This window comes from Natronobiforma cellulositropha, from assembly GCF_025629245.1.
Taxonomy (GTDB): domain Archaea; phylum Halobacteriota; class Halobacteria; order Halobacteriales; family Natrialbaceae; genus Natronobiforma; species Natronobiforma cellulositropha.
Genome location: NZ_JANZXN010000020.1, coordinates 40,964 through 55,114, shown reverse-complemented (window position 1 = coordinate 55,114; position 14,151 = coordinate 40,964). Strand labels below are relative to the sequence as shown.

The following is a 14,151-nucleotide window of genomic DNA, read 5'->3' as shown; positions in this document are numbered from 1 at the left end:
AACTATCACGCATGGACAAGTGTCCCCGCCGCTCCCTCCTCGGTGGTATCGGTACGACGATCACCCTCGGTGTCGCTGGCTGTCTCTCGAGACCGGACGACGGTGCATCGACCGCCCCCGGAAACGACTCGAGTCAGTCCGACGCCGAAGACGACGCTGCCGAAGACGACGCTGACGACGGCGATGCAGCCGCCTCTGAGACCGACGACGACCAGTTCACGCCGTTGCTCGAGTACCTCCCCGCCTCACTCGGCGACGAGATCGTGCTGTTCGCCCTCGACGTATCGACACTCAGTGAGGTTGACGACCCGTACATGGGCGGAACGCCCTCGATCGTGGGCGACTTCGCGGTCGACGAATCGTCGATCACGACCATGGTCGCCGTCGAGAACCAGGCGGAGTACTCGAATCCGATCACCGTCCTCGGCGGCAACGTCACGCTCGAGGACGACGGCGACGCTCGCGAGACGTCGGCGGGCGTCACCTACGAGTTCTACGAGGGCGACGAGCGGGTCGCCGGTGCGCTCGAGGATGCGCTCGTCATCGCGGAGTCAGAAACACGCCTCGAGGAGTCACTCGAGGCTGGCAGCGGCGCTGGTGTTCACCTCGCCGACGCCGAACCCGTCTTCGCGGACGCACTCGAGGCGGTCCCCGACGCCGACCGCCAGCACGTCTTCCTCCCCGGCCCGGACGACGAACCCGACGACGTGCTCGACCCTGCGGCCGTTCGCTTCGCCACGCACGCGATCACCGTCGTCGACCCGGACACGATGGAGATCACTCTCGCCGTCGAGTTCGACGACGCGGACGACGTCACCGACGACGTCCTCGAGCGTCTCGAGGACGACCTGGCTGGCCAGCCCGGACACGACGAACCGACGGTGACCGTCGACGACGCGTTCGTCGTCGCCTCGACGACGCTCGACCTCGTCGCGATGCGCGAGGCCGAGGAACGCCGCCAGGAGACCGACAGCCCACGGTTCCGGTCGCCGCGTGAGATAGACTTCGACGCCGACTACGTCGAACTCGAGATCACCCAGGGTGACCCGACCCCCGTCGAGGAACTCACACTCGAGGTGGGTGACGAGGCGTACGACCCCGACATCTGGACCGACGGGCAAGATACCATCGCGGAAGGTGATACGATCCGGATCGCGATGGAGGAGGTCGAACCAAACCTGAGCCTGCGGCTCAGACACGAGTTCGAGTACGGCGGGAGCTCGAGTGGGACGACTCTCCTCTCGACCTTCCGTTTCGACACCGCCTACGACCTCGAGAGCGAGACGCTCGAACTCACCTACGAGGACGACCACCCGCTCGACGGCGACCACCTCCACCTCGCCGTCTTCGGCGCCGACGCCGACTTCCGTGACCCGCCCCTCGAGTCGAGCCAACCCTGGGCTGGCGAGGTCCTCGCCGAAGGCGCTAGCGCCTCACTCGAGGGGGTCTCCCCCGGCCAGCGGGCCATCGTCGGCTGGAAGGGAGACGAACGCGGTGACTCGATTTTCTCCCACCAGCCCCGTCCGCCGGGCTTCGCGACGGCCGACTACGACTACGAGGCGCAGACGCTCTCGGTCTCCCTCGAACTCGAGGAGTCGCGCCCGGCGAGTGAGTTCACCCTCCTCGTCGAGGACGAACCGGCCGCTCGCCAGTGGGCCGACGAGGGGACCACCGTCGAAGACGGGGCGACGGTCACGCTCGAGGACGTCGACGTCGGCACGAACGGCGTCGTCGTCTGGGGTGACGACGAGGTGCGCGTCACCGGGTTCAGCGCCTCCCCGTCAGTCGACCTCGAGCTCCGTGAGGGCGGCTCCGAACTCGCACACGTCGGCGGGCCCGCCCTCCCGGTCGAACGGCTCGAACTGCGGGTTCGGACCGCCGACGACCTCGAGACCGTCTCGGTCGAAGACCCGGGTGAGGCGTTCTCCGAGGGTGAGACGATTACTCTCGATGCCGACGAGGTCGAGCACGTGACGCTCACGTACGACGGCCACGTGGTCGGCCACGCCTGGCAGCCACGCGACTAACAGCCCACCGCCGAGATCGTGCGAGGCGGCCTACTCGCTCGAGCCGTCCGGACACTGTTGTCAACGACAGAGACTGATCCACAGAGCTATCACAGTCCGACGTGTGGCATGGATATGCTCGACGGAAAGATTGCGATCGTCGTGGGCGGGTCGACCGGCATCGGTAAGGCAATTGCAGCGGAGTACCTCGACGATGGCGCCGAAGTCGTCATCGCGAGCCGTGGCGAGGAACGGGGGATGGAAACAGCGGCGGAACTCGACTGTGAGTTCGAACCGTGTGACGTATCTGAGTACGAACAGGTGGAGGCGCTCGTCGATGGAGTGGCCGACGCGTACGGCACGCTCGACGTCATCGTCAACGGTGCAGGGATCGGGAGCACAACCGGTCTCGGAGAGATGCCGATTTCGGAGTGGCGCGACGTCATCTCGACGAATCTCGATGGCGTCATGCACGGCTCGAAAGCGGCGCTGCCACACCTCCTCGAGTCCGAGGGGTGTATCATCAACATCGAGTCGATCTACGGGCTTCGCGGTGGCAAAGGAGCAGCAGCCTACTCCGCGGCGAAAGGTGGAACCGTCAACTTCACCCAGCAGGTTGCAGTCGATTACGCCGCCGAGGGCGTCCGTGTCAACGGCATCTGTCCGGGCTTCGTCCGGACGCCGATGACCGAGGACATCCTCGAGGACGACAGCTTCTACGACTTCGTCAGGACTCGAACACCGATGAACCGAGCGGCTGAACCCGAGGAAATCGCGCCGTTGGCGGCGTTTCTCGCCTCCGACGGTGCCTCCTACATCACCGGTGCAAACATCCCGGTCGACGGTGGCTGGACTGCCTTTTGAGCACAGCACGATCCGCCGCCAGTGGGACCTCTGGTAGCGTCTCGGTATCGCTCTCGCAACCGGGCGAGCGGGTCCCGGGTGAATCTGTTGGGTCGTCTCCGTGGTCAGTGGGCGAACTGACGGCATCGCCAGCCTCCCCGTCTCGCGAGGCGTTTTCTCGAGACATCTATCGCGGTGAAGGGGGTGGGAGGCTGGTCTCCTCGATACCTGCCTGTGGCCGTTCGACGCCTCGGCTAGACCGGTCGTCGACCCGCTCGAGGAACGCCGTGGTCCTCGCGATGGGTGTGAGACTCGAGTGGTCCGTGGGGGCGAGCTAGTACCGATCGAAGTACCGGTCTTGTACGTTCACGAAGACGGCCATCAACAGGGTGAAGAGTGCTGCCGCGACGGCGATCTGAGCCCAGTGGACGAGCGCCAGCGGCTCGACGCCGAACAGCAGTTGGCCGGCCGACGTGTACAGGACCAGCAGCTGGAGGGTCAGCGCTACGAGTACGGCCAGGACGAGCCAGCCGTTCGAGAGGATGCCGAGACCGTAGCGGAACCTGATCGCCTGAATGCGGACGATTTCGAAGACGACGAAGCCGGTGAACACCATCGTCTGGGCCAGTTCCCTGCTCACCTCGTACCCTGGCGACCACCCCAGTAGGGCGCCCGTGACGTCGTATCCGGGAATCAGTTCTCCGTAGTAATTGAGCGTGAACAGTGGGAGGAGACAGACCGTCATGAACAGCGCGATACCGACGATCGAAGCCACGATCCGTCTCGTGATGACGCCCTCCTCCGGTGGCCGTGGTCTCCGTTCCATAATGTCGTCTGCGGCCGGGTCGACGCCCATCGTGACCGCCGGAATGCCGTCGGTGACGACGTTGATCCAGAGGATCTGAATCGGGGTGATGACGAGACCGAGTCCAGCCATCGACCCGGTGAAGATCATCGTCACCTCACCGCCGTTGCCCGACAGCAGGTAGTTGACGAACTTCCGGACGTTGTCGAAGATTCGTCGGCCACCCTGGACGGCGTCGCGGATGGTCGCGAAGTTGTCGTCCAGCAGGACGATGTCCGACGCCTGCTCGGTGACGTCGGTGCCGCGAATCCCCATCGCGACGCCGACGTCGGCGTTCTTGACCGCCGGTGCGTCGTTGACGCCGTCACCGGTCATCGCCACCGTGTGCCCCTTCTCCTGGAGCGTCTGAAGAATCCGCGTCTTGTGCTCGGGCGACGTCCGGGCGAAGATGTCGACGTCTTCGACGACTGCCGCGAGTTCCTCGTCGTCCATCGCTTCGAGTTCCGGTCCCGTGATCACCTGCGCCGACCGGAGACCGACCTCCGTCCCGACGGCCCGTGCGGTCACCGCGTTGTCACCGGTGATCATCACGACGTCGATGCCGGCGTCGAGACAGCCGGCGATCGCACCCGGAACTTCCGGACGCGGCGGGTCGAGCATCCCCTGGAGACCGAGAAAGACCAGCCCTCGCTCGAGGTCCTCGTCGGGGGCTTCGACCTGACTGTCGGGAACGTTAGGACGGAACGCGAACCCCATCACGCGGAGTGCGTCTTCGGCGAACGCCTCGTTCTGTGCGTTGATCTCCGCCCGGCGCTCGTCGGTGAGGTCGACGATGCGGCCGTCGACCAGTTCGCGGTCACACCGCTCGAGGACGGTCTCGGGAGCCCCCTTCGTGTACGCGACCGTGTCGCCGTCGGGCGTCCGGTGGACCGTCGTCATCCGTTTTCGGGCGGAGGTGAAGTCGACCTCCCCCAGCCGGGGGTACTCGTCGGTGAGTTCGCGGTGGTCGAACCCGCCCTTCTGTGCGGCGACGAACAGCGCGATTTCGGTGGGATCGCCCAGGTAGGTCCGTTCGGCGTCGGCTTCGCGGGTCCCGATGTCGGCGTTGTTACAGAGCATGCCACAGCGGAGCACCTCCGCAACGCGTGAGCTGTCGACTGGACTGCCATCCCGCCGAAACGCACCCTCGATGTCGTAGCCGGTGCCGCTCACCTCGTACTGCTCGCCGTTGGCGGCGATCCTGGTTACCGTCATCTCCTCTTCGGTGAGCGTCCCGGTCTTGTCGGTACAGATGACGTCGACCGATCCCAGCGCTTCGACGATCGGGAGTCGCCGAACCAGTGCGTTCTTCTCGGCCATCCGCCTCGCGCCGAGCGCCAGCGAGAGCGTCACGACTGCGGGCAGCCCCTCCGGGACGGCTGACACCGCGATACCAACTGCCGTCAAGAACACCTGCAACGGCTCGGTGTCACCGACGACGAGTTCGGCGAGTGCGATGATCGCGACCACCGCGATGACTCCGACGGCGATGATCTTGCCGAGGCGGTCCATCTCGGTCTGGAAGGGTGTGTCCCGCTCTTCGGCGCTCTCGAGCGCGGTCGCGATCTGTCCGACCTCGGACGCCGACCCGGTCTCGACGACGACGGCGCTCGCGGACCCACGTGCGATGACGGTGTTCTTGTAGAGCATGTTCTCGCGCTCGGCGAGTGCAACCTCGCGCTCGACGACGCCAGCCTCCTTCGAGACGCCGACGCTCTCGCCGGTGAGAGCCGCCTCGTCGACGCTGAGGTTCGACTCGGAGACGACCCGCGCGTCTGCCGGCACGATGTCGCCCGATTCGACGAAGACCACGTCGCCGGGGACGAGTTTCGTGGCGTCGAGTTCGACTTTCTCACCGCCGCGTCTGACCAGGGCGTATGTCGTCGAGAGCTCCTGTAGCGCCGCGATGCTCCGCTCGGCCCGGTAGTCCTGAGCGAACCCGAACAGGGTGATGAAGACGACGATGCCGGCGATGACGGCGGCGTCGATCGTGTGACCGACGGCGGCCATCACGCCAGCGGCGACGATCAGCACCCAGATCAGCGCCGAGGAGTACTGTTCTGCGAGAATTCGGAGCGGGGAGGTCCCCTCTTCCCCTTCGATCTCGTTCGGTCCGACACGCGCCAGTCGATCCCGCGCTTCGCTCGGCTCTAGCCCCGCCGCCGACGACCCGAGTTCCTCGTAGACCTCCTCGAGCGGTCTCGAGTGCCAGTCGGTGTTCGGGTCCCCGCTGGCGGGTTTCGAGGAGACAGCGGGGTCGGTGGAGTGTGCCACTGTGCCCTCGTTCGACGCGCGGGAGGGTATAACTGCGGGCGATCCCCGTGAAACGAAAAACCGGTGTAATGCTTGTTTGCGCCCGGCCACAGCTCCCGATCGGGTCGTGAGTTTTCCAGAGGTATAGTAACGACTGCGACGATTTACCCACTGATCGCCGCCCCCGTCTGGCGATCAGGTGTGCACTGACTTGCAGTGGCTACTATAGACGACGCGGTTGCGAGTTCCCTGTTCGAACCGGTCAGATCGGCGAGACCCTCACAGGCTGACGCCCGAGCGGAACTCCGGCACGCCGGGAACGTCGACGCCGGTGTAGCGGAAGAGTGCGCCCGCACCGTCACCTTCTTCCTCACGGTCGCCGCCGTCGAGGGCGGTCGTGAAGTAGAGTTCGTCGTAGTCGGGCCCGCCGAGGGTCACCGAGGAGACCTTCTTCGCGGGGAGTTCGATCTCCTCGCCCGGGGTGCCCTCGGGGTCGTAGCGGACCGCACGGCCGCCGTCCCAGCGCGCCGACCAGACGTGATCCTCCGCGTCGACGGTCATCCCGTCGGGGACGCCGTCGCCTTCGGGTGTCTCGACGAAGGTGCGCTGGTTCGAGAGGCCGCCGCTCTCGCGGTCGTAGTCGAAGACGTAGATCTGACTCGCCTCGGACTCGGTGAAGTAGAACGACTCGAGGTCGCTCGTAAAGCCCATGCCGTTGGCGATGTCGACGCCCTCGACGACGCGCTCTGCGGTGCCGTCGATCTCGAGGCGGTAGAGGTCGCCGAGACCGTCCTCGCCGGGCATCGTCCCGCAGAAGACGCGCCCTTCGGGGTCGGCGATGACGTCGTTGAACCGGGTCGTCGGGCCGTCGACCCGGGTGACGAGGTCGGCCGTCTCGGCACCGATCTCGAGGCGGCTGACGCGGCCGTCGTCGGTGAAAAGTAACAGCGCGCCGTCGGCTTCGATGGTGTAGCCGCCGAGCGGTGCGCCGTCGGGCGTCTCGTAGACGCGCTCGTGGTCGTCGGTCTCGGGGTCGTAGCGGTAGAGGTGTCCTGGCGGGATGTCGACCCAGAAGACACACTCCTCGTCGGGGTGCCACATCGGTCCTTCGCCCGTCGCGTTGTGGGTGTCGGCGATCTTCTCGAGTGCCATGACCCTGAGTTTCAGTGGTTGCTACATCAAGCTATCTCCTCGCGTGTTTCGAGCGCCCGCGGTCACTTAGAGCGCGCTATCGGCGAAGCCGCCGTCGACGGTGAGCGTCTCGCCAGTGACGTACGAGGCGGCGTCGCTCGCGAGGAAGACGGCCGCACCGACCATCTCCTCGCGTTCACCGACGCGCTCGAGCGGCGCTCGCTCGTCGATCGCTTTTCGCTTCGCGGTTCCCTCGGCGTAGACCTCCGCGTTCTGTGGCGTGAGGACGAACCCCGGCGCGATGGCGTTGACGCGAATCTCGGGGGCGAGTTCCTTCGCGGCGGCACGGGTGAATGCCTCGACGCCGCCTTTCGCCGCCGAATACGCCGGCAGGTTCGCCATCGAGAGCCTGGCGGCGAGCGAGGAGATGAAGACGAAACTCGCGTCCTCCTCCATCGCTGGCGCGAACGCCTGCGTCACCTTGCGGACGCCGGTGAGTGCGACCTCGAGCACCCGGTTCCACTCCTCGTCACCGATCCCGCACACCGTCTCGCGCGAGATGGCTCCCTGCGAGGCGACGACGATGTCGACGCCGCCGAGCGTCGATTCGGCGACCGAGCGCACCTCCTCGAGTGAGTCCCGGTCGGTGACGTCGCAGGTGACGCGCGCGGTGGTCGCGCCGAGTTCCTCGAGTGCGTTCGCGGTCTCCTCGACTGGTGTCTCACGGCGACTGGTCGCGATGACGTCCGCGCCGTCGGCGGCGAAGCCGCACGCGATCGCCTGGCCGATGCCGCTGGTGCCGCCGACGACGACCGCGCGTTTGCCCGCGACCGTCACTGGCGTGTGTGCATACTCCATACGCTGAGCCAGCGCACCCGGCGTCATGAGCGTTCGTATCCCGGAACCTGTCCGACCGGCTCAGGAGTAGTTGTGCTCGAGTTCGATCACGTTCGCGGTGCCGAGGACGGCGTCCGGGAGGTCCTCGTAGAAGCGGGCGTCGCCGACGCGGTGGACGGGACAGGAGACGCTGACGGCGGCGACGCTGCGGTCCTGGTCGTCGGTGATGGGGGCGGCGATACAGCGCAGGCCGTTGAGTCGTTCCTCGTTGTCGATCGCGTAGCGGCGTTCGCGGATCTCCTCGAGCTGGGCGTGGAACTCCTCACGGTCGGTGATGGTGTGGGCGGTCACCGGCTCCATCCCGTGAGTGTCGAGGATCTCGTCGACCTCCTCGGTCGGGCGGAAGGCGAGCATCGCCTTGCCGACGGCGGTGCAGTGGAGCGGGACGCGTTTGCCCTCGTGGGTGTCGAGTTCGACGGCGTTCTCGCCTTTAGCCTGGTAGAGGTAGACGCCCATGCCGTTCTTCTCGACCAGTAAGTTCACGAGTTCGCCCGTCCGGTCGGCCAGCGTGTCGACCTGGGATCGTCCGGTCTCGTAGATCGGTGTTCTGTTACGCGCGTACGCCCCGAGGCTGAGAAACGAGAGACCGATGTGGTACTGATCGCCGTCTTTGTCGACGTACTCGCGGTTTGCGAGCGTCGTCAGGTGGTTGTGGACCGCGCTCTTGCCGAGTTCGACCTGTTCTGCGATTTCGGAGACACCCGCGCCGTCCTGCTCGTGGATGATCTCGACGATGTCGAGCATCCTGTCGACCGTCTGGACCGGGTGTTTGGGCTCTGCCATAGCCACCGATTGGACTCGAGTCCTCAAATAACTTGTTCTGTGATAGCGAATGAGGTTCCCTGATTCGACGCACGGATGTGGCTATCAGCACCCGCTGGTACCCGACGCTACGAATTCAGGTCGTGCTGGAAGATTCCCAGGTAGATCGAGCCGACTGCACAGGCGATACCCGCGTAGAAGAGGAGGCTGAAGGCCGAGTCACCGGCAATCGGCGACGCACCCGTCTCGAGTGCGCCCAGGAAGCCGCCGATGACGAGCGCGAACGCGGCGAAACGTAACAGTGAGGGGGCGTTCAGTAGCTGTGATCGGACCGACGGTGGCTCGTCCCGCTCTGTATCCTCCGGTTCCATACTGCTACTGATCTCCGACTCGACCTAACGCTTTCACTCGGCCGCCCTTTCCGCCCGGCCGGGTGCTCGAGGGTGGTTTCGGGTGAGTCGCTCGAGTCATCTCGCGGTCGCCCGTCGACTCGAACGGCAACACCGTTATCCCGGAGGCGCGAACGACGCCCATGCACATCGTCGTCAACGCCGCGATGAGCGCCGACGGGAAACTCTCCTCGAGACGCCGCGAGCAGATCCGTATCAGCGGTCCCGAGGACTTCGCCCGCGTCGACCGCCTGCGCGCCGAGAGCGACGCCGTCGTCGTTGGTGTCGGCACCGTCCTCGCCGACGACCCCCACCTGACGCTCGACGATCCGGCGCTGATCGAGCGACGACGCGAGGCGGGACGGCCACCGCACCCGGCACGCGTCGTCGTCGACTCGAGCGCCCGCACCCCGCCCGACGCACGGATTCTCGACGAGGCGGCGACCACCTACCTGCTGGTCACGGAGCGCGCCGACCTCGAGCGGCGGGCGGCGCTCGCGGCCGACCACGTCGAGTTCGTCACCGCCGGGGAGGAACGCGTCGACCTCCTGCCCGCGTTCGTCGCCCTCGCGGACGCAGGTATCGAGACCGTGATGGTCGAAGGCGGCGGCGAACTCATCTTCTCGCTGCTCGAGTGCGGTCTGGTCGACGAGCTTTCGGTGTTCGTCGGCCCGACGCTGATCGGCGGCCGTGACGCCCCCACGCTCGCCGACGGCGACGGCTTCGTCACCGACTTTCCGGATCTCGAGTTGGCTGGCGTCGAGCGTCTCGACGAGGGGGTGTTGTTGCGCTGGACGCTCGAGGGGTAGGCCACCTCCTCCTCGGGACCGACCGGTGTTTCCCGACTCGAACGCTACACCCGTTCGAACACAACGAGACTGCCGTCTCGTTAGCTCGAGCGCTACACGCGCTCGAACACCACTGAGCGGTGCTCAGTGAGCACGAACGGCTTACACCCGTTCGACCAACGCAATCACATCCTTGAAACTGAGTTCGCCGCTGCCGTCGAAGTCGTAGGCGTCGGGGTACGCCGTCACCGCTGGCTCGTCGATGTGCTGGTAGAACGTGACGACGTCGTCGAAGTCGAGCCTGCCGTTGCCGTTGACGTCGCGGTAGCGTCCGTCACCGTCGAGGTCCTGCGGGGGATTCTCGTTGTCGCCGATCGGTGGAGGTGTCGGGCTGTCGTCGACCTCGAGCGTCTCCCAGCGGGGCAGTACGTTCATCGGTGCGTCGGCGTCGAGCGCTCTCACGCTGGTTTCGATCTCCGTGTGGCCGTCGGCCTGGCCGGTCAGTTCGACGGTCGCGATCACGAGATCGGCCGTCTCGAGCCCGCGGCTGAACAGGTCGACGGCGAGCGTTACCGACGACCCGTCGTCGGCGACCGCTGGCGGCGTCGGTTCGACGACGTACGGATCGTCGTCGTACGGGAGCAGTTCCGGGTACTCGAGGGGGTCCTCCGGCAGGTCGAGATCGTCCGGGATCGGGTACGCACGCGGGTACGACGCATCCGTGATCGTCGCCGCACAGGGTGCGCTCACGCTGACGTCGATCTCGAACCCGAAGTGGGGTGGGATCGTTCCGATCAGTTCGCTGAGGACGATCGGTGCCTCGATGGTCTCGCCGGGTTCGATCCGCTCGCGGGGGAGTTCGACCCGGAGGAGTGTTCCCGGATCTGCGACGGCGAGACCTCCGAACGTATCGGTCGCCGCGACCGACGTCCTGCCGTCTCCGTCGACGGTCTCGACACCGACGGTGAAGGTGTCTGCCTGGAGCCTGATCGTCGCCGACTCGGTGCCGATTGGGACCGTCTTCGCTTCGACGCCGTCGATGGTTATCGAGTAGTGTGAGAGCGAGGGGTCACAGGGGTCGTCGACGCCGTCCCAGAACACGTCGGCTCTGGTACTGATGCCCTGCCGAATTTCGAGGTTCGACGGCGCGTCGGGAACCTCCTCTGCCGGCGCTTCGACGGGGAGCGTCGTCCAGTCGTTTGCCGCGTCGATGGACTCTCCACCGTCGGCTGTGACCTCGAGATTCTCGACGTACAGTTCCGTCGCTGCGACGCCCCGTCCCTCGACCAGGATCGTCGCGAGCACCACCTCGTCGTCGACCTCGCCGGTGAAGCCGCCAGCGGTGAGTACGACCCCATCGTTGTCGCTCGAGTACGCCGGCGGTTCGACCGAGGTGAACCCGTCGCCGTACCCCATCGACGTGAACGCCACCGCACACGGCGTCGACGCCCACACGTCCGCGCTGAACCCCTCGAGGTCGACCGTCTCGCCCGCTCTCGGACGGAGGACGAGTTCGGCGGGGACCGAGTCGCCGACGTCGATCTCATCGACATCGAGCATGTCGGTTCCCGGAACCAGACTCACCCGTGCGTCGGGCGTCGTGGCCGCGGCCGTCGCCTCGACCGTCGCCGCTTCCGACTCGAGTCCGTACTCGTCGACCGCGCTCACGCCGTAGACGGTCTGCCCGTCGCTGGCCGACGCGTCGACTCGCGCCCGGGTGACTCCCGCGGGGACGGTCTCCACCGCGTCACCTGTTCGCGTGATCACGTAGTGTGAGAGCGAGTCGCGACACGGCTCGTCGACTCCATCCCACGAGAGTTCGATACCCTCTCCCGCCGGCGGCGGACTCGCTTCGAGGTTCGTCGGTGGTGTCGGCCCGGCCGTCTCACTCCCGGCGGCCGTCGGTTCCGCCGTTACTCCCTGGACGGTGCCTGCCCCCACTGCGACGGCCGTACTCACCCCGAGTGCGTTCAGAACGGCCCGCCGGGACGTCACACTCTCTCGAGACCTCGAGTCCGTGTGTTCGCCCTGCTGCGGCCGCCCGTCCCGGTCCGGCTCGCCGTCGCCCATCGTGTCGAATCCCATGACTATTTTACTTATATTTTACCAATGCTATATATAATTTAACACGGAAGGGCTGTCTGCACTCTCTGGCTTCTCCTTCCCTACCGACCGGTCTCGGGCGAGCCTGCAGGGGCCGCAACCTTCCTTGGTAGCGCCGTCGTACGCTCGTCCATGCCGACACCGTTCCAGCTCCTGAAGACAGTGCTGTTCTCACTGACCGTCCCCGGCGTCGTCGCCGGACTGATCCCCTGGGTGCTCGCTCGAGCGGACAGCCTCGAGTTTCCGCTCGAGAGCCGTCTCAGTGACGTACTCGGCGTCGTCTCGCTCGTCAGCGGACTCGTGCTGTACGCGCACACCGCCTGGCGCTTCGCCGACGAGGGCGAGGGGACGCCAGCCCCGGTCGACGAACCCGAGGAACTCGTCGCTGGCGGGGTGTACGCCCACGTTCGCAATCCGATGTACGTCGCGGTCGTCCTCTGTGTCGTCGGCCAAGCGTTGTTGTATCGCTCCCTGTTCGTCTGCTGGTGGGCCGCTGGCTGCGCGCTCGGCTTTCACAACCGCGTCGTCGGCTACGAAGAGCCGCACCTGCGGGAGAAACACGGCGAGACCTTCGAGCGCTACTGTGAGCGCGTTCCCCGGTGGCTGCCGCGGCTCAGTTAGGAGTCTCGCTCAGAGAGCCGTTCCGAGAGTCGCTCGAGACGCTCCTGGGCGCGCGCCCGGCGCGAGTGTGTCTCCTCGTCCCGGTACCGAAGCTCACGGAGGTTACCCGCCTCGAGTTGCACCTCGAACACCGCTCCCTCGTCTCGCCCCTCCGCGGGTAGCCGCTCGAGGGGGACGTCGAGCTGGTCGACCGTCTCACCCTCGTCCTCGAGCAACAGCACGGCCCACTCGCCGTCGACGATCCGATCCAGCGTCGCCGTGTAGGTCTCGCTCATCGGCTCACCACCGGCGTCGCAGCGACGCCACCGACTGGCCCGAGCGACGCCTGCGCGTCGTCTCGAGGCTTCTCGGCTAAGAGGTCCCCTGCATCGCTCGAGAACGCGTGTTCGGTCTCTACCTCGTAGCTCTCACCGTCGGTCCGCAGGACGATATCGCCGTGGACACCGGTCCAGTAGGTCTCGACGCCCCGCTCGGCGAACGCCTCGAGCACCTCGTCGTGTGGGTGGCCGTACTGTGAGTCGAACGCACTCGAGATGATTGCCACTTCGGGGACGACGTGCTCGAGAAACGGCGGCGTCGAGGAGGTCGACGAGCCGTGGTGGCCAGCGTGGTAGACGTCTGCCGCCAGGCCGCCGCCGACCGACTCAGCCATCCGCGCTTCGGCGTCGTCTTCTGCGTCGCCCGTCGTGAGGTAGGTGACGCTGCCGAAGTGCACCGCGAGCGTCACGCTGTTGTAGTGGAGGTCCGTCCCGCTGTCACCGGCGGGCGGGTTGAACACCTCGACGGTCGCCTCGCCGAGGGTGAACTGGTCGCCCTCCTCGACGAGTACCAGGTCTACGTCGTGCGCTTCGACCGCGTCGAGGTAGCGCTCGTAGGTCTGGCTGGTGGCCGCGACGCCCGAATCGTAGGCCCGCCCGATGCCCTCGCCCTCGGTCTCGAAGTGTTCGATCACCGCGTCGTGGCCGCCGATGTGGTCGGCGTGGCCGTGCGTCGCGACGAGGTGGTCGAGACGCTCGATTCCGCGCGCCTCGAGATAGGCGATCACGTCGGCGCCGCCGTTGCGCCAGTCGCCGGAGTCGACGAGCATCGTCTCGCCGGAGGGCGCGACGAACAGTGTCGCGTCGGCCTGGCCGACGTCGATGTGGTGAATCTCGAGTTCGCCGTCGACGGCCGCGGTCTCCTCAGATTCGCCGCCGTCGCCTTCCGCCCTCTCGGCGTCGGCCGCCGGTTCGTCACCCGGCACGTCGACTCCCCCTCCGAGGTCGTCCCCGCCCGTCTCGACGCCCTCCGCACAGCCTGCGAGGACGAGCAACACCGCGACGAGCACGAGTGCGAGGTGGCGCTTCATACCGGACGCTCGAGCGGGCCATACATGGTCGTTGTGTCAGGTTCGTTGTCAGGTTCGGCTCGAGTGCGCTGCATTCGGAGCCGACACCGCACTGGCCCGGCGGATAGTATCGATAATACGCATATATTGTGAAAATGTCTATTTATAGAATAACTACGAACTATTG

Annotated in this window: 12 protein-coding genes; 4 read left to right on the top strand and 8 right to left on the bottom strand. The window is 66.3% G+C overall.

The features are described 5' to 3' along the window. Positions 1 to 11 precede the first annotated feature (11 nt). Positions 12 to 2,027: a hypothetical protein gene (locus N0B15_RS10615; RefSeq protein ID WP_263019680.1), complete on the top strand. Its 2,016-nt coding sequence runs from the start codon at positions 12 to 14 to the stop codon at positions 2,025 to 2,027. A 114-nt stretch (positions 2,028 to 2,141) separates the two neighbouring features. Beyond that, positions 2,142 to 2,870 (top strand): meso-2,3-butanediol dehydrogenase, encoded by a 729-nt coding sequence (budC, locus tag N0B15_RS10610; RefSeq protein WP_263019679.1) that lies wholly within the window; start codon positions 2,142 to 2,144, stop codon positions 2,868 to 2,870. Between the two features lie 313 nt (positions 2,871 to 3,183). On the opposite strand, the gene N0B15_RS10605 is transcribed toward budC, so the two are convergent. From N0B15_RS10605 to N0B15_RS10585, 5 genes are all read right to left on the bottom strand, one after another. After that, the gene (locus N0B15_RS10605; protein WP_263019678.1) at positions 3,184 to 5,967 is read right to left on the bottom strand and encodes a cation-translocating P-type ATPase; all 2,784 of its coding nucleotides are present in this window, start codon (positions 5,965 to 5,967) and stop codon (positions 3,184 to 3,186) included. Positions 5,968 to 6,225: 258 nt separating this feature from the next. Next, positions 6,226 to 7,098: an SMP-30/gluconolactonase/LRE family protein gene (locus tag N0B15_RS10600; RefSeq protein WP_263019677.1), complete on the bottom strand. Its 873-nt coding sequence runs from the start codon at positions 7,096 to 7,098 to the stop codon at positions 6,226 to 6,228. Between the two features lie 66 nt (positions 7,099 to 7,164). Continuing rightward, the gene (locus tag N0B15_RS10595; RefSeq protein ID WP_263019676.1) at positions 7,165 to 7,935 is read right to left on the bottom strand and encodes an SDR family NAD(P)-dependent oxidoreductase; all 771 of its coding nucleotides are present in this window, start codon (positions 7,933 to 7,935) and stop codon (positions 7,165 to 7,167) included. Between the two features lie 60 nt (positions 7,936 to 7,995). Next, on the bottom strand, positions 7,996 to 8,757 hold the full coding sequence (locus N0B15_RS10590) for an IclR family transcriptional regulator (RefSeq protein WP_263019675.1): 762 nt from the start codon (positions 8,755 to 8,757) through the stop codon (positions 7,996 to 7,998). Positions 8,758 to 8,864: 107 nt separating this feature from the next. Continuing rightward, entirely contained in the window at positions 8,865 to 9,107 is a 243-nt protein-coding gene (locus tag N0B15_RS10585) for a hypothetical protein (RefSeq protein WP_263019674.1), read from the bottom strand. A 161-nt stretch (positions 9,108 to 9,268) separates the two neighbouring features. Here N0B15_RS10585 and N0B15_RS10580 point away from each other — a divergent pair, with 161 nt between their 5' ends. After that, positions 9,269 to 9,934 (top strand): 2,5-diamino-6-(ribosylamino)-4(3H)-pyrimidinone 5'-phosphate reductase, encoded by a 666-nt coding sequence (locus N0B15_RS10580; RefSeq protein ID WP_263019673.1) that lies wholly within the window; start codon positions 9,269 to 9,271, stop codon positions 9,932 to 9,934. A 141-nt stretch (positions 9,935 to 10,075) separates the two neighbouring features. Here N0B15_RS10580 and N0B15_RS10575 read toward each other — a convergent pair whose 3' ends face one another. Continuing rightward, the gene (locus N0B15_RS10575) at positions 10,076 to 11,998 is read right to left on the bottom strand and encodes a hypothetical protein (protein ID WP_263019672.1); all 1,923 of its coding nucleotides are present in this window, start codon (positions 11,996 to 11,998) and stop codon (positions 10,076 to 10,078) included. A gap of 150 nt (positions 11,999 to 12,148) precedes the next feature. On the opposite strand from N0B15_RS10575, the gene N0B15_RS10570 reads away from it, so the two are divergent. Further along, complete coding sequence (locus N0B15_RS10570) at positions 12,149 to 12,637, top strand: methyltransferase family protein (protein WP_263019671.1); 489 nt, start codon at positions 12,149 to 12,151, stop codon at positions 12,635 to 12,637. On the opposite strand, the gene N0B15_RS10565 is transcribed toward N0B15_RS10570, so the two are convergent. Both N0B15_RS10565 and N0B15_RS10560 read right to left on the bottom strand, forming a co-directional pair. Then, on the bottom strand, positions 12,634 to 12,912 hold the full coding sequence (locus tag N0B15_RS10565; RefSeq protein WP_263019670.1) for a DUF3006 domain-containing protein: 279 nt from the start codon (positions 12,910 to 12,912) through the stop codon (positions 12,634 to 12,636). The two genes, N0B15_RS10570 and N0B15_RS10565, sit on opposite strands and share 4 nt — an antisense overlap. Next, entirely contained in the window at positions 12,909 to 13,985 is a 1,077-nt protein-coding gene (locus N0B15_RS10560) for a ComEC/Rec2 family competence protein (RefSeq protein WP_263019669.1), read from the bottom strand. Before N0B15_RS10560 ends, N0B15_RS10565 begins: the two co-directional genes overlap by 4 nt. Positions 13,986 to 14,151 lie beyond the last annotated feature (166 nt).

Coding starts and splice junctions, on each gene's coding strand:
- N0B15_RS10580 (WP_263019673.1), top strand. CDS start 9,269: ATGCACATCGTCGTCAACGCCGCGATGAGCGCCGACGGGAAACTCTCC.
- N0B15_RS10570 (WP_263019671.1), top strand. CDS start 12,149: ATGCCGACACCGTTCCAGCTCCTGAAGACAGTGCTGTTCTCACTGACC.
- N0B15_RS10595 (WP_263019676.1), bottom strand. CDS start 7,935: ATGGAGTATGCACACACGCCAGTGACGGTCGCGGGCAAACGCGCGGTC.
- budC (WP_263019679.1), top strand. CDS start 2,142: ATGCTCGACGGAAAGATTGCGATCGTCGTGGGCGGGTCGACCGGCATC.
- N0B15_RS10600 (WP_263019677.1), bottom strand. CDS start 7,098: ATGGCACTCGAGAAGATCGCCGACACCCACAACGCGACGGGCGAAGGA.
- N0B15_RS10560 (WP_263019669.1), bottom strand. CDS start 13,985: ATGAAGCGCCACCTCGCACTCGTGCTCGTCGCGGTGTTGCTCGTCCTC.
- N0B15_RS10575 (WP_263019672.1), bottom strand. CDS start 11,998: ATGGGATTCGACACGATGGGCGACGGCGAGCCGGACCGGGACGGGCGG.
- N0B15_RS10565 (WP_263019670.1), bottom strand. CDS start 12,912: ATGAGCGAGACCTACACGGCGACGCTGGATCGGATCGTCGACGGCGAG.
- N0B15_RS10615 (WP_263019680.1), top strand. CDS start 12: ATGGACAAGTGTCCCCGCCGCTCCCTCCTCGGTGGTATCGGTACGACG.
- N0B15_RS10585 (WP_263019674.1), bottom strand. CDS start 9,107: ATGGAACCGGAGGATACAGAGCGGGACGAGCCACCGTCGGTCCGATCA.
- N0B15_RS10590 (WP_263019675.1), bottom strand. CDS start 8,757: ATGGCAGAGCCCAAACACCCGGTCCAGACGGTCGACAGGATGCTCGAC.